The 18,488-nt window shown below is 39.6% G+C and carries 16 protein-coding genes; 13 read left to right on the top strand and 3 right to left on the bottom strand.

Annotated elements, in window-relative coordinates; translation table 11 throughout:
- Positions 1-90: 90 nt before the first annotated feature.
- The 3 genes from BLQ18_RS03710 to BLQ18_RS03700 all read left to right on the top strand — a co-directional run bounded on the left by BLQ18_RS03710 (position 91) and on the right by BLQ18_RS03700 (position 4,059).
- Positions 91-2,292, top strand: a complete 2,202-nt coding sequence (locus tag BLQ18_RS03710) for a TonB-dependent receptor (RefSeq protein ID WP_245668059.1) — start codon at positions 91-93, stop codon at positions 2,290-2,292.
- A gap of 74 nt (positions 2,293-2,366) precedes the next feature.
- Positions 2,367-2,873, top strand: coding sequence for a hypothetical protein (locus tag BLQ18_RS03705; protein ID WP_090292750.1), 507 nt, complete (start codon positions 2,367-2,369; stop codon positions 2,871-2,873).
- A 43-nt stretch (positions 2,874-2,916) separates the two neighbouring features.
- A complete protein-coding gene (locus BLQ18_RS03700; protein WP_090292748.1) occupies positions 2,917-4,059 on the top strand; it encodes a lycopene cyclase family protein in 1,143 nt (380 codons plus the stop codon).
- Here BLQ18_RS03700 and BLQ18_RS03695 read toward each other — a convergent pair.
- Positions 4,056-5,039: a polyprenyl synthetase family protein gene (locus tag BLQ18_RS03695; RefSeq protein WP_090292746.1), complete on the bottom strand. Its 984-nt coding sequence runs from the start codon at positions 5,037-5,039 to the stop codon at positions 4,056-4,058. The genes BLQ18_RS03700 and BLQ18_RS03695 overlap by 4 nt on opposite strands.
- 178 nt (positions 5,040-5,217) lie before the next feature.
- On the opposite strand from BLQ18_RS03695, the gene BLQ18_RS03690 reads away from it, so the two are divergent.
- The 6 genes from BLQ18_RS03690 to BLQ18_RS03665 all read left to right on the top strand — a co-directional run bounded on the left by BLQ18_RS03690 (position 5,218) and on the right by BLQ18_RS03665 (position 13,051).
- Positions 5,218-5,766: an RNA polymerase sigma factor gene (locus BLQ18_RS03690; RefSeq protein ID WP_090292744.1), complete on the top strand. Its 549-nt coding sequence runs from the start codon at positions 5,218-5,220 to the stop codon at positions 5,764-5,766.
- The gene (locus BLQ18_RS03685) at positions 5,756-6,184 is read left to right on the top strand and encodes a hypothetical protein (RefSeq protein WP_090292742.1); all 429 of its coding nucleotides are present in this window, start codon (positions 5,756-5,758) and stop codon (positions 6,182-6,184) included. The genes BLQ18_RS03690 and BLQ18_RS03685 overlap by 11 nt, the downstream gene beginning before the upstream one ends.
- A gap of 218 nt (positions 6,185-6,402) precedes the next feature.
- Positions 6,403-7,008, top strand: coding sequence for a TetR/AcrR family transcriptional regulator (locus tag BLQ18_RS03680; RefSeq protein ID WP_090292740.1), 606 nt, complete (start codon positions 6,403-6,405; stop codon positions 7,006-7,008).
- The gene (locus BLQ18_RS03675; RefSeq protein WP_090292739.1) at positions 7,009-8,340 is read left to right on the top strand and encodes a TolC family protein; all 1,332 of its coding nucleotides are present in this window, start codon (positions 7,009-7,011) and stop codon (positions 8,338-8,340) included.
- A 22-nt stretch (positions 8,341-8,362) separates the two neighbouring features.
- Positions 8,363-9,547: an efflux RND transporter periplasmic adaptor subunit gene (locus BLQ18_RS03670; RefSeq protein ID WP_090292738.1), complete on the top strand. Its 1,185-nt coding sequence runs from the start codon at positions 8,363-8,365 to the stop codon at positions 9,545-9,547.
- Positions 9,548-9,556: 9 nt separating this feature from the next.
- Positions 9,557-13,051 (top strand): efflux RND transporter permease subunit, encoded by a 3,495-nt coding sequence (locus tag BLQ18_RS03665; RefSeq protein ID WP_090292736.1) that lies wholly within the window; start codon positions 9,557-9,559, stop codon positions 13,049-13,051.
- A gap of 70 nt (positions 13,052-13,121) precedes the next feature.
- Here the strand turns inward: BLQ18_RS03665 and BLQ18_RS03660 are convergent, their stop codons facing one another.
- Positions 13,122-13,472 (bottom strand): toxin-antitoxin system YwqK family antitoxin, encoded by a 351-nt coding sequence (locus BLQ18_RS03660; protein WP_090292734.1) that lies wholly within the window; start codon positions 13,470-13,472, stop codon positions 13,122-13,124.
- 376 nt (positions 13,473-13,848) lie between these two features.
- On the opposite strand from BLQ18_RS03660, the gene aspS reads away from it, so the two are divergent.
- The 4 genes from aspS to BLQ18_RS03640 all read left to right on the top strand — a co-directional run bounded on the left by aspS (position 13,849) and on the right by BLQ18_RS03640 (position 17,975).
- Positions 13,849-15,597 (top strand): aspartate--tRNA ligase, encoded by a 1,749-nt coding sequence (aspS, locus tag BLQ18_RS03655; protein ID WP_090292732.1) that lies wholly within the window; start codon positions 13,849-13,851, stop codon positions 15,595-15,597.
- Positions 15,598-15,658: 61 nt separating this feature from the next.
- Positions 15,659-17,443 (top strand): chloride channel protein, encoded by a 1,785-nt coding sequence (locus tag BLQ18_RS03650; RefSeq protein ID WP_090292729.1) that lies wholly within the window; start codon positions 15,659-15,661, stop codon positions 17,441-17,443.
- Entirely contained in the window at positions 17,440-17,700 is a 261-nt protein-coding gene (locus BLQ18_RS03645) for a hypothetical protein (RefSeq protein ID WP_090292726.1), read from the top strand. Before BLQ18_RS03650 ends, BLQ18_RS03645 begins: the two co-directional genes overlap by 4 nt.
- A gap of 83 nt (positions 17,701-17,783) precedes the next feature.
- Positions 17,784-17,975 (top strand): cold-shock protein, encoded by a 192-nt coding sequence (locus BLQ18_RS03640; RefSeq protein ID WP_090292724.1) that lies wholly within the window; start codon positions 17,784-17,786, stop codon positions 17,973-17,975.
- 54 nt (positions 17,976-18,029) lie between these two features.
- Here BLQ18_RS03640 and BLQ18_RS03635 read toward each other — a convergent pair whose 3' ends face one another.
- Positions 18,030-18,482: a nucleoside deaminase gene (locus BLQ18_RS03635; RefSeq protein ID WP_090292722.1), complete on the bottom strand. Its 453-nt coding sequence runs from the start codon at positions 18,480-18,482 to the stop codon at positions 18,030-18,032.
- Positions 18,483-18,488 lie beyond the last annotated feature (6 nt).

Genomic DNA, 18,488 nt, shown 5'->3' with positions numbered 1-18,488 from the left:
CTAAATTTAATTTTATACCAATTGAAATCAATTTGTAGACATCTCGCTCTCTTGTGGATAGCTTTGGTTAGCAGTTGTTGTTTTGGCCAAATGGCATCCTTAAGTGGAAAGGTTACCGACAATGGATCGCCTTTACCCTTGGCAAACGTATTGCTGAAAGGAACAGAAGTCGGAGCAGCTACAGATATTGATGGATTATTTCGATTGGAAAACATTGAAGCAGGAGATTATGTATTGCTAGTGACTTCTCTCGGCTATCTTCCCTACCAAACTAAAATCAATTTTGAAGCTTCGGAAGAAAAGAGCATCAACATTCAATTAGAACCCTCAGCTCAAAGTTTGGATGAAACGGTGGTTACGGGCACCTTAAAACCAGTGAGTCGATTGGAAAGTCCAGTACCCGTGGAGGTCTACTCTCCCACTTTTTTAAAGAAGAACCCTACCGCCAGTGTTTTTGATGCGCTTCAGAACGTAAATGGCGTGCGTCCGCAGATCAATTGCAATGTGTGCAATACGGGCGACATCCATATTAATGGATTAGAGGGCCCCTACACCCTTGTTTTAATTGATGGTATGCCAATTGTGAGTGGTTTAGGCACTGTTTATGGATTGACAGGTATCCCAAACTCATTAATTGAACAAATTGAGATCGTAAAAGGTCCTGCTTCCTCACTTTATGGGAGTGAAGCTGTAGGAGGACTCATTAACATCATCACCAAAAATGCCTTGAGTGCTCCTGAATTTTTTGCCGATGGCTTTGCCACAGGCTGGGGCGAGTACAACTTGGATGTGGGCAGTAAAATTTCAATTGGGAATAAAACAGATCTATTATTAGGCGTCAACTACTTTAATTACGACAATCCCATCGACAATAATGGTGATAATTTTACGGATCTGACACTCCAAGATCGCATTTCCATTTTCCAAAAATGGGATTTTGAACGTAATGAAAATCGGGTACTCTCTTTAGCAGGACGCTTTTTTTACGAAGATCGTTGGGGTGGAGAAATGCAATGGACCCCTGAATATAGAGGTGGAGATGAAGTCTATGGTGAAAGCATTTATACCCGAAGATGGGAGGTACTGGGAAAATATCAATTGCCGTTTGAGGAAAAATTCTTGTTATCATTTTCATATAATGATCACAATCAGAATTCGGTATATGGCGATACGGAATATTTGGCAGACCAACGTATCGGTTTTGCTCAACTGACCTGGGACAAGGCTGCTGGCAATCATGATTTGCTCTTCGGAAGTGCGGTTAGATATAATTTTTACGACGACAATACGCCTGCGACCATAGAAGCCGATAATATTTGGATTCCAAGTTTATTTGCCCAAGATGAATATACTTTTGCTGCTAAACATTCTTTTTTAGCTGGTTTACGATATGATTACGACCAAAGGCACGGAAATATTCTTACCCCTAGAGCAGCCTACAAATGGAAAATCTCGGACAACGACATTTTTCGAGTGAACGCAGGAACTGGTTTTAGAGTAGTGAATCTATTTACCGAAGATCATGCCGCGCTTACGGGATCTAGAGAAGTGATTATTGCTGAAGAATTAAAGCCAGAACGGTCTGTCAATGTCAACATCAATTATTTAAAGAAGATTTATAGCACCAATGGCACCTTTATTGGGATTGATGCTTCTGCGTTTTATACCCGATTTTCGAACGTGATTCTACCCGATTACGACACAAATCCTAACCAAATCATTTATGATAATTTGGATGGAAGATCTATTTCGCAAGGGGTTAGTGCGAATTTGGACGTAGCTTTTCCAAGCAGCTTTAAGATTATGGTTGGAGCTACTTGGCAGGATGTGAGCACTACAGAAAATGGAGTGACCCAACAGCAAATTCTAACCGAAAGTATCACTGCTACGTGGAATTTATCATACACCTTTCGTTCCCTTAACCTAACTGCAGATTATACAGGAAATTTGTACGGCCCCATGCGCTTACCGCTTTTGGGTGAGCTTGACCCAAGACAGGAATATTCGCCTACTTGGAGCATTCAAAACATCCAGTTTACCTATAAAGGGCTCAATAATATTGAAATCTACGGTGGAATAAAAAACCTATTGGATTGGACTCCAAATCGAGGAAATCCATTTATCATAGCACGAGCCAATGACCCCTTTGACAAAGAAGTTACATTTGACAGCAATGGTAATGCCGTTGCTACGCCAAACAACCCTTATGCCCTTACTTTTGACCCTGGCTATGTGTACGGACCCAACCAAGGTATTCGTGGATTCTTTGGGTTACGGTATACTGTTTTTTAAGGTGATCAAAGATTGGTTATCTTAGTTGTTGACAAACCTTTCTCTTTTCTATTAAAAATAAAAGACTAATTCTTATGCTAAAAATAATTCTACCAGCAATTTTAACGATAGTTGGTAATTTAATTTTTTATTTATGGATTAAAGGAAGGGTAGACAAGTCAATAGAAAAACAAAAAACTGCATACAGTGGTATTTTTAAAGAAAAAATAGACATCTACCGAGAGCTTCTCAGAAAAACATATTCAATAAAAAAAGAGCTCAATCGATTTAGGTATGTTGGAACGAAAGAAGAGGGTGCTGAGATTATGCAAAACATAAATGATTATATACAGTTCTATAGTATTAACCAACCTTTTCTCTCAGATTCAATGTTATCTGATTTAAAGGTTTTAAGGGCGGAATTCCAAGATATATTTGATAATTTTTATTTACATATTTCAAATAAAGACCCTAAAGACCTCACTAATTTTTTTAATGCAGGAAATAAATTGAGAACTAACAAACCATTTGAAGAAATAGAAAATCGGTTGATAAAAGAAATGAAAGATGATTTACGCATTAAGGATTTTAATAAAAAATAAAATCATTCTTTAAGGAAACCATCCTCTTCTTACTTTTTGAAATATGCCCAAGTACGATTACATCATTTTAGGAGCTGGCGCTGCTGGTCTTTTATTGGCCGATGCCTTGGGCAAGGATGACTACTTTGCTTCCAAATCTATTTTGGTGTTGGACAAAGATGACAAATCCAAGAATGATCGTACTTGGTGTTTTTGGGAACACGGCAAGGGTCAGTTTGATGATTTGGTCCATAAAACCTGGAGCCATATTTATGTGGGTGGTGAGCAGTTGCAAAAATCCACTTCGATAGCCCCGTATACTTACAAAATGCTTCGTGGTATTGACTTCTACAAACATTACTTACCGAAGGTAAAAGCATATCCGAAAATTACTTGGGTTCAAGAAGAAGTTTTGACCATTGATGAACAAGAGAATGAGGTTTTAGTGACCACCTCTACACAAAAATTCACTGGACAAACGGTATTTTCCAGCTTATATGATGCCTCTATCCCTTTAAAACAAAAGGATTTTCCTGTTTTACAACAACACTTTGTGGGATGGGTTATTAAAACCGAACAATCGGTATTTAATTCCAAAGAAGCCACTTTCATGGACTTCTCGGTGCCTCAAAATGGCAATACGCGCTTTATGTATGTACTGCCATTTTCCGAAAACGAAGCTTTGGTGGAATACACTTTGTTTTCTGAATACCTTTTGGAAAAAAGCGAATACGAGGAAGCGATTAAAACATACATTTCCGAGAACTATGGAGATACCAAATACACCATTGAAGAAAAAGAATTCGGTAGTATTCCCATGACCTGTTATCCGTTTCACCAACACAATACGGACCGAGTTTTTCACATTGGTATAGCAGGTGGATGGGCTAAGCCAAGTACAGGATATACATTTTACAATACGAGTCAGCAAGTGCCTAAATTGGTGGAGTATTTAAAAACTGGGAAGCCACTTTCTCAATTCTATCAAAAAAGTAGGTTTACATTTTACGACATGCTTTTACTCGATATTTTATACGAGAACAATCATTTGGGGCACGAAATTTTCGAGTCGATGTTCAAGCGAAGAAAAGCTTCATTGATTTTAAAATTCTTGGAGAACGAGACCAATTTATGGGAAGAATTCAAAATTGTAACAGCTCCGAAACCCTTGCCCTTTATCAAAGCACTTATTAAACGAATCTTCTAAACAGTACGATTCATCAAAGCTTCACCAAAAGCCTGTAAAAGTTGCTTTTTGGGAGCTGGCAAATCCAAAGTATCCAAAACATCAAATGCCTTTTGGGTATAATTCTCGATGGCTTGTTTGGTTTCGTCGACGGCACCACTTTCCTTGAAAATGGTTTTTACCGCTTCAACTTTTGCATCTGCATCGGCTGGTTTAATGGAATACAAATGCAACAACCCATCTTGGTCATCTTTCGTTGCTTTTTCTAAAGCTTTTAGGTACAGGTAAGTTTTCTTGTTTTCCATAATATCTCCCCCAACTTGCTTTCCGAACGTTTTTGGATCTCCAAAAGCATCCAAATAATCGTCTTGCAATTGAAATGCAATGCCCAAGTTGCGACCAAACTCATAAATCGCATCGGCATCCTTTTGTGGAGCGTTAGCCACCAAGGCACCCATTTTCATAGCAGCGGCCACCAAAACCGAAGTCTTATACTCAATCATTTTAATGTATTCGGGAATGGTCACATCGTCACGGGTCTCAAAATCGACATCGTATTGTTGCCCTTCGCAAACTTCCAAAGCAGTTTTACTGAACAACTTGGTGAGTTCCAAATACAATTCGGCGGGGTACTCTTCAAAAAATTGGTAGGATAGAATCAACATGGCATCCCCAGAAAGAATCCCTGTGTTTATATCCCATTTTTCATGCACCGTGATTTTTCCGCGACGTAATGGGGCATCATCCATAATATCATCGTGGACCAATGAAAAATTATGGAACATTTCAACAGCTAAAGCTGCATCCAATGCATCTTCCACTTTAGCACCGTACATATCGGCAGTCATCAATGTTAGAACAGGGCGCATGCGCTTGCCACCCAAATCCAAGATATAGCGAATAGGTTCATACAGATTTTCAGGCTCTTGCCATTGCACTTTGTCCTTTAAATAAGTAACAAATGTGTCCCTATACTGACTAATAAAATCGAATTCTGCCATGGAGTCAAAAATACATGCAAAAAATCGAAATGAAATAGCAGACGGAGGTAATACTTCAAATTTTAAGGGTGGAAATTGAAGCCTTTTCCAAAAATTTTGAAAAAAGTTTCGAAAAAAGTGCAATGGATTGCAATTCGTTCGTCTCTATTAATAAAGACAACAACCAGTCACCAGAAAAATGTCGGCCAAAACGGAAAACCGAAATAACCTATCCCAATTTTTCAACGAGGAATATGGCTCGTTGCGAAACTATGTGCAGTCGCGCATTCGGGATACGTCGGAAAGGGATGCCGAAGATATTGTGCAGGATGTTGCTTTGAGAATGTTTTCTAGATCTGATGATGCCATTCCCATTACTAATATAGGTGGGTATGTTTACAGTGCCATTCGCAATCGCATCATAGACATTATGCGGGGCAAAAAAGAACAAAATCTCCCAAGTGAAAACATAGACGAACAGTGGCAGGAGTTTGCAGAGTTCTTTTACGGTGATGCGGATAATGCCTATTCCCCAGAAATGGAAGCGGAACTCAAAACTGCTGTGGAAAACCTTAAACCTTCCTATCGTGATATTATTATCGCCATAGATTTTGAAGGGTATACCTATAAACAAATATCGGAACGAACTGGAATTCCCGCTGGCACTTTAATGTCGCATCGACACCGTGCCATGTCGGAACTCTCTAAAAAATTAGAAAATATAAAAGCACTGAATTATGGAGCATAAACAAGAATTCGAAAGAGTTGTGGAAAAAAAAGTGGAGCACACCGTTAAAAAGGTGGTTAAAATAATCGCCTTTGTTATTTTAGGAATAATTGTTTTCCTATTGGCTAATTACCTATTAATGCGATTATGGAACTGGATAATGCCTGAAGTTTTTGGTCTGGGAACAGTTACCTACTGGCAAGCCCTGGGCATCTTTGTCTTGGCCAAACTCTTATTTGGCTTTGGTGGCGGTAGTGGTAAAAGCAAAGGGAAATCCGACCACAAAAAACGCATTCAACACAATAAAAAGTGTACGCCTTGGCGAAGGGATTTTGATGAGTGGAAGCATTACGATCAATTTTGGCAAGAAGAAGGCGAACAAGCTTTTAAAAATTTTGTAGATAACATCAAAAACGAAAATCATGATAAAGAACAGTAAAACTTCATTGAAAGAGCGCTTAATTCGCTTTAAAAGACCCTTTTATTGGAATTTAGGCCCAGTAGCTGTTCCTGTGAAAACCCAAGAGAATCCAATCAGCAACTTACCGTTCAGGAACAAAAATTGAAATAAATAATTACGGCTTTGTTAAAAAACTGTAAAACCATGGAAACTTTTTTTGTTTTTAAAGTTTCCTCATCTACATTTGCGCCTTCATTATGAAGGATAAAATAATAGAGAAAGCGAGTGAAATGTTCTTAAACCTAGGTTTTAAGAGCGTTACCATGGATGATCTGGCCAATGAAATGGGAATTTCAAAAAAAACGATTTACTCCCATTTTAAGAACAAGACGGAATTGGTGGAACAAACCACTATGACCATGTCAGAGTTTATCACCTGTGGTATTGGTGATATCATCACAGAGGAAAAAAACCCTATTGAGGAGTTATACGAGATCAAGAAATTTGTAATGCTGCATATGAAGGACGAGAAATCATCCCCATTGTACCAATTGCAAAAATATTATCCCAAGATCTTCAAATCACTAATGGCCATTCAATTTGAATGCACCAACAAATGTGTTTCAGAAAATGTGAGAAGAGGGATGGAAATGGAAATTTATAGGGCCAATTTAAATCCTGAATTCGTTTCCAGAATTTATTTTTCGGGGGTAATGACAATCAAGAACACCCAATTGTTTCCTACTGAAAAATTTAGCCAGCACCAATTAATGGACAACTATTTAGAATATCACCTCAGGGGTATTGTTACTCCGAAAGGAAGAAAAATTCTTAACTCAATCATCAATTCAAATCAAGATTAAATGCGAAAAACACTAATCAGCCTGCTCTTACTTTTACCTGTTCTGGTCTCGGCACAGGACACCATTCCAAGTTTTAGCTTGGATCAGGCCATTACATATGCATTGGAGCATAATTACAGTGCGATAAATGCCGAAAGGGACCTAGATGACGCCCAAAAACAAAAATGGGAGACTATTGCATCGGGTTTACCACAGATCAATGGGGCGGTAAGCTATCAGAACCAATTGAAACAACCCGTTTCACAAATTCCTGCTGAATTTTTTGGTGGTGAGCCAGGCACATACCAAGAAGTGATCTTTGGGCAATCCCAATCCATGTCTGCCAGCGCAACTTTACGCCAGCAAATATTTGACGGATCTTACATTGTTGGGGTACAAGCCACCAAAACGTTTTTGGCCTACAGTGCGAACAGCAAGGAAAAAACCGAACTCGACGTTCGCAGATCGGTAGTGGAAGCTTATGGAAATGTGCTTTTGGCCCAAGAAAGTGTTCGTATTTCGGAAAGAAACGTGAACACCTTGGAGCAAAATCTTTATGAGACCAAGCGAGTTTATGAAAATGGACTTGGAGATGAAGAAAGCGTAGATCAATTGCAGATTACGCTATCCAGTATGCAGAATTACCTAAAAAATGCGCAACGTATGGAGAAAATCACGCTCCAGATGTTGAACTTGGTTCTAGGTTTACCTATTGACGCTCCCACAGAATTGACCGAAAATTTGGATGACCTTACTCAAAGTCAAATTGATTTTCAACTATTGGATTCCGAATTCAATATAGAGAACAACGTGGATTACAAAATGGCAGTTAACCTTAACGAACAAAGAGCGTTAGAGTTAAAATTGGCCAAGAGCTACGCCTTGCCAACGCTCAATGCTTTTGTCAACTACGGTGGAAATTCATTTAGCAACGAATTCAACTTTTTCAGTAGTGGTCAGCAATGGTTTGGTTCCTCCATTTTAGGAGTCGACCTCAACATTCCAATTTTTAGTTCTTTAAGAAGAAGCGCTACCACCCAGCGCGCTAAAATTGCTTTGGACAAAGCCAAAACCCAATTTACCGAAGCCCAGGCGCAGATTCGTTTACAGCTAGAGACTGCAAAAAGTGATTACATCCTTGCCATAGAACAATACGGAACATCCAAAGAAAATTTGGAACTGGCCGAGCGTATCGAAAAGAAAAACGAAATAAAGTATACCGAAGGTTTGGCCACCAGTTTTGAATTAAGACAGGCACAGACCCAATTATATACCAATCAACAAGAATATTTACAATCCATGGTCGATGTGATCCTAAAGAAAACCGAACTGGAAAACATATTAAATCAATAAACAAAGAAGAAACCATTACGTCATGAAAAAAGCAATATATATAACCCTAATAGCTGCAGTACTAGCTTCTTGTGGAGGCTCTGGAAGCAAATCCATCGAAAAAGTATTGGCCAGCAAAGATGTAGAAGCCATTCGTGCCAAGCGAAATGACCTCAATACAGAACTAAAAACATTGGAAGACCAAGTAAAGCAATTGGACGATGCCATTGCCGAATTGGATAATAGCGCAAAGTTACCATTGGTATCCGTACTTACCGTTCAACCACAAGAATTCCAGCACTTTTTAGAATTACAGGGCGATGTAAAAACTGACCAAAACGTTTTGGTCTATCCTGAAATGTCGGGAACGCTTTATCGCATTTATGTGGAAAAAGGGCAAAAAGTAGCTAAAGGACAATTGTTGGCTTCCATTGATGATGGTGGACTTTCCAGCCAATTGGCGCAAATGCGCACCCAAGCTGAATTGAGCAAAACAACTTTCGAACGTCAAAAAAGATTGTGGGAGCAAAACATCGGTTCAGAAATCCAATACCTACAGGCGAAAACCAATTACGAGGCGCAAACCAGTGCCGTAAAGCAATTGGAAAGTCAAGTAGGAAGATCATCCATTCGCGCTCCATTTTCGGGTATTATTGACGATGTGATCAAAGATCAAGGTACCGTGGTTAGCCCAGGTCCAGGTTCTGAGGTTTTCAGAATTGTGAACCTGTCCGACATGTACATAGATGTAGAGGTGCCAGAGGCGCATTTGCCAACGGTTTCCCCTGGTAAATTGGTAAATGCCTATTTCCCTGTTCTTGGTGAGACCATTACTACTAAAGTGCGTCAAACCAGCAACTTTATCAATCCAAGTAACCGTTCCTTTAAGGCTGAAATTCCAGTTCCGAACAACAATGAACATATCAAACCGAATTTAACGGCCAAGGTGAAAATCAACGATTACACCAATGAAAAAGCCATTCTAATTCCGCAAAGTGTGGTTTCTGAAAATGCGGAAGGTGAGCAATTCATTTATGTAATTGATGATAAAGATGGAAGTATGGTGGCCAAAAAAGTGGTTATCCAGCCTGGAACCACACAAGGAGATTATCTAGAGGTACTTGAAGGTATTTCTGCAGGGAGCAAAGTAATTGTTGAAGGTGCCCGTAGCATTAGAGAAGGACAAGCTGTTCAAATTTTGGACTCAACCTTAACATCTAAAAACTAACCTACCCAAATGGAAAAAGCTAAAAAGAACGCAAGTAAAGAATTCCGCCTTTCATCTTGGGCCATAGACAATCCGTCTGTGATCTATGTGATGATCGGTATATTCTTGATCATAGGGCTTTCCGCCTATTTCGCTATGCCGAGGGAAGATTTTCCTGAGGTGGAAGAGACCAAAATTTATGTGAGTACCATTTATCCAGGGAACACTGCCGAGGATATGGAGCGTTTGGTCACGGACCAATTGGAAGATGTACTTAAAAACGTGAGTAATGTGGTTGAGATCACTTCTACTTCCCAAGAGGATTATTCCATGTTGGTTGTGGAGTTCGATGAAGACATCTCCGTACAGTATGCCAAACAAAAGGTAAAGGATGAAGTAGATTCGGAAAAAGCCAGTGAGGATTGGCCAGTTTTTAATGGTGCCAAGGTAGAACCCAATGTTTTTGACCTGAATTTGGCGGAATCGTTCCCAATCATGAACGTAAACCTTACAGGAGATTACCCTGTGGAACGTTTAAAGGAATTTGCCGAATATCTGGAGGATGAAATAGAGGACCTTCCGCAAATTAAGGAGGTTGATATTAGAGGAGCTCAGGAACGCGAAGTTGAAGTTGCTGTAGATGTGTACAAAATGATGGCATCTCGAGTGAATTTTGACGATGTTATCCAAGCTATTGGGAATGGAAACATGACCATGTCTGCAGGGAACTTGGTGACCAGTGGTCAAAGAAGGACCATCCGTATTATGGGTGAAATAGAAAACCCTGCCGAACTTCAAGATTTTGTGGTAAAATCTGAAAACGGGGCCATCTATCTAAGAGATATTGCCACTGTTTCCTTTAAGGAAGAGGACAAAACCACTTATGCAAGGGAGCATGGTTCTCCTGTTGTGATGCTGGATATTAAAAAGCGCTCAGGAAAAAACACCATTGAAGCAGCAGATGAAATCCGCAGAATTGTTGATGAAGCAAAAGAGAATTATTTTCCGAAAGACCTTCAAGTAAGTATTGCGAACGACTCCTCGAGTAGAACACTGAACCAAGTGGATGACTTAGTAAACAACATCATCTTTGGTATTATTCTCGTAGTAACCGTTTTGATGTTCTTCTTGGGCTTTAGAAATGCTTTGTTCGTTGGATTCGCGATCCCGATGTCGATGTTTATGTCATTCATGATCCTAAATGCACTTGGCTATACCTTGAACACTATGATCCTTTTTGGTTTGATTATGGGATTGGGGATGTTGGTGGATAACGGGGTTGTGGTTGTAGAAAACGTGTACCGACTCATGGAGAAAGAAGGTATGTCCCGTAAAGAGGCTGCCAAAAAAGGGATTGGAGAAATTGCAGTTCCTATTATCATTTCCACGGCAACCACAGTTGCGGCATTTGTTCCGCTCGGGGCATGGCCTGGAATTATGGGTAATTTCATGATTTTATTCCCAATCACATTATCAGTTGTACTTGGTTCATCTTTGTTCGTGGCCATTTTTATGAACTCCATGTTGGTTTCTCAATTTATGGAAGTGGGTGACAAAGAATTGACCAAAAAACAATTGATCCGATTGAGCATAATCCTAGGTGTTCTGGGTGTATTCATCTTTATAGTAGGAGGTGAAATGCGAGGCCTTGGAACATTGATGATTGTTATCGGAATTATGTTCTGGATATACAAATACTTTTTAAAACCTTGGGCAAGAGCATTTCAAACCAAAAGTTTGGTACGCTTGGAGAACTTCTATGAAAAGCAACTCAAGAGTGCACTTCGTGGTAAAAATGTGTACTTATATTCAGGGCTCACTTTTGTATTGTTGCTTTTGGCATTTGCATTCTTTGGATGGTCTTTAGATTCTCAACGAACCAAAGTAGAGTTCTTCCCAGACAACACTCCGAACGAGATTTACGTGTACATCGAGTATCCTCAAGGAACAGATATCGAAAAGACCAATGCCATTACCAAAAATATCGAGGAACGGGTTTATGGTGTAACCGATAGAAGCAAGTACAACAAGGGCGACTATAATTTTTTAGTACAATCCAGTGTTTCCCAGGTTGGAAAAGGAGCAGAAAACCCATTTACAGAAGGAGGTTCTGCAGCAGAAATGCCACATAGAGGTAAAATCACCCTTTCCATGCGTGAATACAAGTATAGGGATGGCTTGGATACCGAAGAACTTCGTCAACAAATTCAAGATACCTTAACTGGTGTTTATCCTGGGGTTACCATTTCTGTGGAGAAAGATGCAGTTGGTCCACCAGCAGGATATCCTATCAATATTGAAATTGAAGGGCAGAACTATGACACCTTGATCAGTACCGCTGAGCGCATGCGCAACTTCATAAACAGTAAAAATATTGCTGGTATTGAAGAATTGAAAGTGGATGTGAACAAGAGCAAACCTGGTATGCAAGTGCAAGTGGATAGAGCAAAAGCTGGTGAGCTTGGTGTATCTGTGGGTCAGGTAGGTCAACAGTTACGTAGATCTATTTTTGGTGATAAGGCAGGTATTTACAAAAAGGATGGCGAGGATTACGACATCAATGTTCGTTTTAACCAAGACTTGAGGTACAACACCAGTGCCCTTTTCAATCAAAACATCATTTTTAGAGATCCATCCAATGGACAGATCAAAGAGATTCCTGTTTCTACAGTGGCCAGCCAAAGAAACACCTCTTCGTTCAGTGCGATTAAACACGTAGATACCAAGCGTGTGGTGACCGTTTATTCAGCTTTAAAACCTGGGTTTACCGATGCAGCAGCCATTGTAACTGAAATTCAGAATGAGATGCAGGAGTTCAAAGGACTTCCTCCAGGTGTGAAAATTGACTACACAGGTCAGATTGAGGAACAAAACAAACAAATGGCGTTCTTGATGAGTGCATTCTTTTTAGGTCTTGGTTTGATCATGTTGATACTCATCTTCCAATTTGGGGGCATTTCCAAACCGACGATTATCATGATTGCCATATTCTTGAGTTTTATCGGGGTATTTGGTGGATTGATCGTTACAGGTTGGCCGTTCGTGATCATGATGACCATGATGGGAATTATTTCCTTGGCGGGAATTGTGGTAAACAATGGGGTGGTGCTTTTGGATTATGCCCAGATTTTGATTGACCGTAAAAAGGTGGAAATCGGAATTTCTGATGAGGACTTGTTGAACAATGAAGATGTAACCGATGTAATCATTAAAGCGGGTAAAGCTCGTTTGCGTCCTGTATTGCTGACAGCAATTACAACTGTTTTAGGATTGATTCCATTGGCCATCGGTTTGAACATCAACTTTGTAGGCCTGTTCTCAGATTTTGATGCCCAAATTTATATGGGAGGTGATAACGTGATTTTCTGGGGGCCCTTGGCTTGGACCGTAATCTTCGGTCTGATCGTGGCCACCTTCTTGACCTTGATCATCGTACCTGTATTGTTCAACATTACCTACAGGCTTAAAATTAGAATTAGAAGCTGGAAATCTGCAGATTCAACTCCCGAAGCAATAACGGAGTAAATCCAGTTGACGGTATAAAAAAAGCCCCGACCTAACGGCCGGGGCTTTTTTCTTAAACACTGATTTTAATCTACTGGTTTACCGAGACAACTTCGCCTTGGTTCCAGTCTTTTACATTCGCGATACGGTTATCGGTAAAGTCAACTTCACGCAATACATCTTCTTTCCAGAAAAACCATTTTCCTGTTTTTGCACCATTTTCATACTGTCCAGATGCAATTTTTTTACCTTGGTCATTAAACATGAACCAAGTTCCGTGTAATTTACCATCCAACATTGTCCCAACTTGGGCAATTTCACCGTTATCGTGATAATAGGTAGCTTTTACCATTTTTCCCTCTTTCTCATATGTCGGTTTTACATCTTGTGCAGATATAAAAGCTGTAAACATCAACGCCACAAAAAATACTGCTTTCTTCATTTTATTTGGGATTTAATTCATTAATACTTATCTGATAACGTAACAAAGATACTTAAATTTTACATTGTTCACACATTTAGATAACATTTAGTTTACATTGAATTAACATTAAATCTTTTATTATTTGTTTTTCAATGTTTTATATTTTTCATTTTAACACTTTTAAACTCATTTTATCGGTCAGATATTCGACAAAACGAATCAAAATCATCACCTTTTGTAAATTTTAGGTTAACTATAAGTTAGTTAAACATCATAAACTATACTCTCAAAAGACCATCTTTAGTTGTATATAATTATGAAGCAGAGAAAATGATAATTACTGGCCATTAATAATCCGATTACTCTTAAATTTGCCCCTCTCATTAAATACATCATGTACAGAAGTAACACTTGTGGTGCACTAAGAGCATCGGATATTGGTTCGGAAGTAATTTTAAGTGGATGGGTTCACAAACTCAGAGACAAAGGTTTTGTTGCTTGGGTAGATCTTCGTGACCGTTATGGTATTGTTCAATTGGTTTTTGACGAAGAACGTACTAGCAACGAGCTTATGGAAAAAGCAAGAGAGCTGGGTCGTGAAACCGTGATTCAAGTTAAGGGAGAAGTGATAGAACGTGCTTCCAAGAATCCTAACATTCCAACAGGTGATATTGAAGTATTGGTGAAGGAGCTGAATATTTTGAACGAATCCAAGCTTCCCCCCTTCACTATCGAAGATGAAACTGATGGTGGTGAAGATATTCGAATGAAATACCGCTATCTGGATATCAGAAGAAATCCTGTAAAAAATAACCTCATCTTCAGACACAAAGTGTCCATGGAAGTGCGCAAGTACCTTTCCGACCAAGGTTTTATTGATGTTGAGACTCCATATTTGATCAAATCCACTCCTGAGGGTGCAAGGGACTTTTTGGTGCCTAGCCGTATGAACGAGGGACAGTTTTATGCGCTTCCACAATCCCCACAAACTTTTAAGCAGTTATTGATGGTCGGTGGTATGGATAAGTATTTCCAGATTGTGAAATGTTTCAGGGATGAGGACCTTAGAGCCGACAGACAACCTGAGTTTACCCAGATTGACTGCGAAATGGCCTTTGTGGAACAAGAGGATATCCTGAACACCTTTGAAGGGTTGACCAAGCATCTTTTAAAAGAAATTAAAGGTGTAGAAGTGGACGAATTCCCAAGAATGACCTTTGATGATGCCATGCGTTTGTACGGAAACGACAAACCAGACATCCGTTTTGGAATGCAGTTTGGTGAATTGAACGAAGTAGCTCAACACAAAGATTTTAATGTGTTCAACACTGCGGAATTGGTAGTTGGCATAGCTGTTCCTGGAGCTGCATCCTACACCCGTAAAGAAATTGATGCCTTGATTGATTGGGTTAAACGACCTCAAGTTGGTGCCAAAGGCATGGTGTATGTAAAATGTAACGAAGATGGTTCCTTTAAATCATCCGTTGACAAATTCTACGACCAAGATGACTTGGCCAAATGGGCAGAAGTAACAGGTGCCGAAGCTGGCGACCTTATTTGTGTGCTTTCGGGGCCCATCAATCAAACAAGAGCACAATTAAGTGCTTTGCGTATGGAATTGGCGACGCGTTTAGGGCTTAGAAAATCAGATGAATTTGCCCCACTTTGGGTCATTGATTTCCCATTATTGGAATTGGATGAAGAAACAGGCAACTACCACGCCATGCACCATCCATTTACCTCACCAAAACCTGGTCAATTGGAACTTTTGGATTCTGACCCAGGTGCTGTGAAGGCCAATGCCTACGATTTGGTATTGAATGGTAATGAGATTGGTGGTGGTTCTATCCGTATCCATGATAAAGAAACACAAGCCACAATGTTCAAACATTTGGGCTTTACTCCAGAAGAAGCTAAAGCGCAGTTTGGATTTTTAATGGATGCCTTCCAATATGGTGCGCCTCCTCACGGTGGAATTGCATTTGGTTTGGATAGATTGGTTTCTATTTTGGGAGGACAGGAAACCATTCGCGATTTCATTGCTTTCCCAAAAAACAATAGTGGAAGAGACGTAATGATCGATGCTCCAGCAAACATTGACAATGAGCAATTGAAAGAGCTACATTTAAAATTGGACCTCTAAACATATACATCCCGCCTTCGAGCGGGATTTTTTAATACTTTTAAGTGCATCAGCGACACCGATGGCCTTAAACCAAAAAAAACTGCTAACCCGTTTTCTAAAATGGCGATATAGAAATATCTCCAACAGGACTTTTATTCAGGTAATGAGTCTGGTAGTGGGATTTTTGGCAGGACTGGTTGCCGTAACCGTTAAGAACAGCACCTATTTTATTGAATCCCTTTTAAAAAAGGGAATCGTATTCTCAGAGAATCAACTCTATTTTATTTTGCCTACCATTGGGCTTACGTTGGTATACCTCTATGTGAAATTTGTGCACAAAGAACCCCTACAGCATGCGGTATCCTCCATTATTTTTTCGCTTTCCAAAAAACGGGGATTACTTAAGCTAAAGGATATTTACACCCCATTGATCACTGCACCGTTAACAGTTGGTTTTGGTGGTTCTGTAGGATTGTTGGGCCCAGCGGTAAAATCTGGTTCCGCAGTAAGTTCCAACTTGAGCAGACTGTTTCATATTGATGCTAAAACACGAACCTTGTTGGTCGCTTGTGCATCGGCGGGAGCCATTGCCTCGATTTTTCAATCCCCGATTGCCGCTATAATTTTTGCTGTTGAAGTGTTCACTTTGGATTTGACCATGATGTCTATGTTGCCCCTTTTATTAGCTTCCATTGCTGGGGTATTGACCTCCTATTTCTTTCTGGGGAACGAAACTTTGTTCAGTTTTTCCCTTTCCGAAGGTTTTCAATTGAAGGATACGGCATTTTACATTTTGTTGGGCGTAGGAACAGGATTCGCTTCCATCTACTTTACCAAAATGTATTTTTCAATTCTATCTCTTTTTAAAAAATTGAAAAGTCCGAAATACAAATTATTGGTAGGCGGTATAGCCATCGGTATTATGTTATATGCCATTCCCCCACTCTACGGTGAAGGTTTTGGCTTTATCAATAACCTTTTGGATGGTGATCATATAAAAGCACTGGGCACAACCCCTTTCGATAACTATACCGATAACATTTGGGTGGTCATAGCCCTTTTGTTCGGCATAACCATTTTTAAGGCCATTGCGATGACCACCACCATTGGCGCTGGAGGGGCAGGTGGAGTATTTATCCCTACTATGGTTATGGGTAGTGCTTTGGGAAATGTAGTTGCCAAAGTAATCAATCATTTAGGATTGGGGTTTTCGGTATCGGAAAGTAATTTTACACTGATCGGAATGGCGGGCCTTATTGCTGGAGTAATCCACGCTCCATTAACGGCCATCTTCCTTATTGCTGAAATCACGGGAGGTTATCAACTTTTTGTCCCCCTGATGATTACCGCTGCCATTTCGTATCTGATTACCAAAAACGCTTTGGATTATACCATCTACACCAAAGAATTGGCCAAAATAGGAGCCCTTTTATCCCACAATAAGGATCAAATGGTCTTGAACCTCATGGAAATGGACGATGTAATCGAAAAGAATTTTAGAGTGGTTCATCCAAAAATGTCTTTAGGCGAAATGTTGCACCAATCTGTATCAAAATCAAAAAGAAATTTATTTCCCGTGCTGGATGATGACAAAAAATTGATTGGCATAATAGTTCTTGATGACATACGATCTATGATGTTCGACACTGAAATCTACGATACTGTGTTTGTTAAAAATTTGATGCACGCACCGCCTGAAGTTATCTTTTACGAAACGGACAACATGAAAACGGTAATGAAAAAATTTCAGGATAGTGGAGCTTGGAACTTACCCGTAATCCGAAACGGAAAATATGAAGGGTTCATTTCCAAATCTAAAATGCTCACAGCCTATCGCAGAAAATTGATCAATTATTCACAATGAAAATCAAAATTAAATACATCGTTGTTCTCATTACACTGGCCTCCCTTGGTTCCATTATTTATGGTTTTACGTTGGAAGAAGCCCATCCTTTGGCACCAAAATTTATAGGCGGAGGCACTATTGGGTTGTTTTTAATTGCGATGCCGCTCTTTCTTTACAAAGAGAGTAAGGGTAAAAACATGAAAGATTACATGTTAACCAAAGAGAATATTGATAAAATGCAAGAAAATGAACGTAAAAAGCCTGAAAATCAATAATTTTCAAAAGATTTAATCCACATTTTATACGACCGCCAATAAAATAGTATACTTTAGTGTTTTAACATATTTATATTATTTTAATGACTGGTACAGTAAAATTTTTCAATGAATCCAAAGGTTACGGGTTCATTACTAACGACGACACAGGAAAAGACATCTTTGTTCATGTTACGGCATTGAACGGAGTGGAATTGAACGAAGGCGACAAAGTAGAATACGTAGAAGAAGACGGAAGAAAAGGAGTGGTTGCTGCCAAAGTGCAGGTAATCTGATAAAAATATTTTATTTTGATTTGATCTAAACCTCGGCTAGTAGCCGGGGTTTTTTTAGTTCAAATTTCTACGTTGGATAAAAAATCGCTTTAGCATTTCGGCAGATTCATTTTCCAAAATCCCATTCACAACTTCAGTCTTCGGATGCAAGTGACCTCCCATTACATTAAATCCCCTTTCCAAATCAGCAGCTCCATACACCACCTTCGATATTTGGCTCCAATACAAAGCCCCTGCACACATTTGGCAAGGTTCCAAAGTCACATATAAAGTACAACCCCGCAAATACTTTCCACCCAAAAAATTGGATGCTGCAGTAATGGCCTGCATTTCGGCATGGGCAGTAACATCATGAAGTCGTTCTGTAAGGTTGTGCGCCTTCCCAATAATTCTATTGTTCGCTACAATAACGGCACCAACGGGCACCTCACCATTTTCAAAAGCAATCTCGGCCTCTTGTAGGGCCTTCTTCATAAAATATGTGTCATCAAAAGGATTCTCTACCATTTCAAT

The sequence above is a fragment of the Flagellimonas zhangzhouensis genome, from assembly GCF_900102925.1.
Taxonomy (GTDB): domain Bacteria; phylum Bacteroidota; class Bacteroidia; order Flavobacteriales; family Flavobacteriaceae; genus Flagellimonas; species Flagellimonas zhangzhouensis.
Note: the sequence above shows the minus strand (reverse complement) of the source record. Positions and strands in the feature narration are given on the sequence as shown.

What these genes read in the sequence shown, in the direction of transcription:
- BLQ18_RS03675 (WP_090292739.1), top strand. Translation starts at nt 7,009, where the DNA reads ATGCGAAAAACACTAATCAGCCTGCTCTTACTTTTACCTGTTCTGGTC.
- BLQ18_RS03685 (WP_090292742.1), top strand. Translation starts at nt 5,756, where the DNA reads ATGGAGCATAAACAAGAATTCGAAAGAGTTGTGGAAAAAAAAGTGGAG.
- BLQ18_RS03645 (WP_090292726.1), top strand. Translation starts at nt 17,440, where the DNA reads ATGAAAATCAAAATTAAATACATCGTTGTTCTCATTACACTGGCCTCC.
- aspS (WP_090292732.1), top strand. Translation starts at nt 13,849, where the DNA reads ATGTACAGAAGTAACACTTGTGGTGCACTAAGAGCATCGGATATTGGT.
- BLQ18_RS03670 (WP_090292738.1), top strand. Translation starts at nt 8,363, where the DNA reads ATGAAAAAAGCAATATATATAACCCTAATAGCTGCAGTACTAGCTTCT.
- BLQ18_RS03665 (WP_090292736.1), top strand. Translation starts at nt 9,557, where the DNA reads ATGGAAAAAGCTAAAAAGAACGCAAGTAAAGAATTCCGCCTTTCATCT.
- BLQ18_RS03695 (WP_090292746.1), bottom strand. Translation starts at nt 5,039, where the DNA reads ATGGCAGAATTCGATTTTATTAGTCAGTATAGGGACACATTTGTTACT.
- BLQ18_RS03690 (WP_090292744.1), top strand. Translation starts at nt 5,218, where the DNA reads ATGTCGGCCAAAACGGAAAACCGAAATAACCTATCCCAATTTTTCAAC.
- BLQ18_RS03660 (WP_090292734.1), bottom strand. Translation starts at nt 13,472, where the DNA reads ATGAAGAAAGCAGTATTTTTTGTGGCGTTGATGTTTACAGCTTTTATA.
- BLQ18_RS03640 (WP_090292724.1), top strand. Translation starts at nt 17,784, where the DNA reads ATGACTGGTACAGTAAAATTTTTCAATGAATCCAAAGGTTACGGGTTC.
- BLQ18_RS03710 (WP_245668059.1), top strand. Translation starts at nt 91, where the DNA reads ATGGCATCCTTAAGTGGAAAGGTTACCGACAATGGATCGCCTTTACCC.
- BLQ18_RS03650 (WP_090292729.1), top strand. Translation starts at nt 15,659, where the DNA reads ATGGCCTTAAACCAAAAAAAACTGCTAACCCGTTTTCTAAAATGGCGA.
- BLQ18_RS03700 (WP_090292748.1), top strand. Translation starts at nt 2,917, where the DNA reads ATGCCCAAGTACGATTACATCATTTTAGGAGCTGGCGCTGCTGGTCTT.
- BLQ18_RS03705 (WP_090292750.1), top strand. Translation starts at nt 2,367, where the DNA reads ATGCTAAAAATAATTCTACCAGCAATTTTAACGATAGTTGGTAATTTA.
- BLQ18_RS03680 (WP_090292740.1), top strand. Translation starts at nt 6,403, where the DNA reads ATGAAGGATAAAATAATAGAGAAAGCGAGTGAAATGTTCTTAAACCTA.
- BLQ18_RS03635 (WP_090292722.1), bottom strand. Translation starts at nt 18,482, where the DNA reads ATGGTAGAGAATCCTTTTGATGACACATATTTTATGAAGAAGGCCCTA.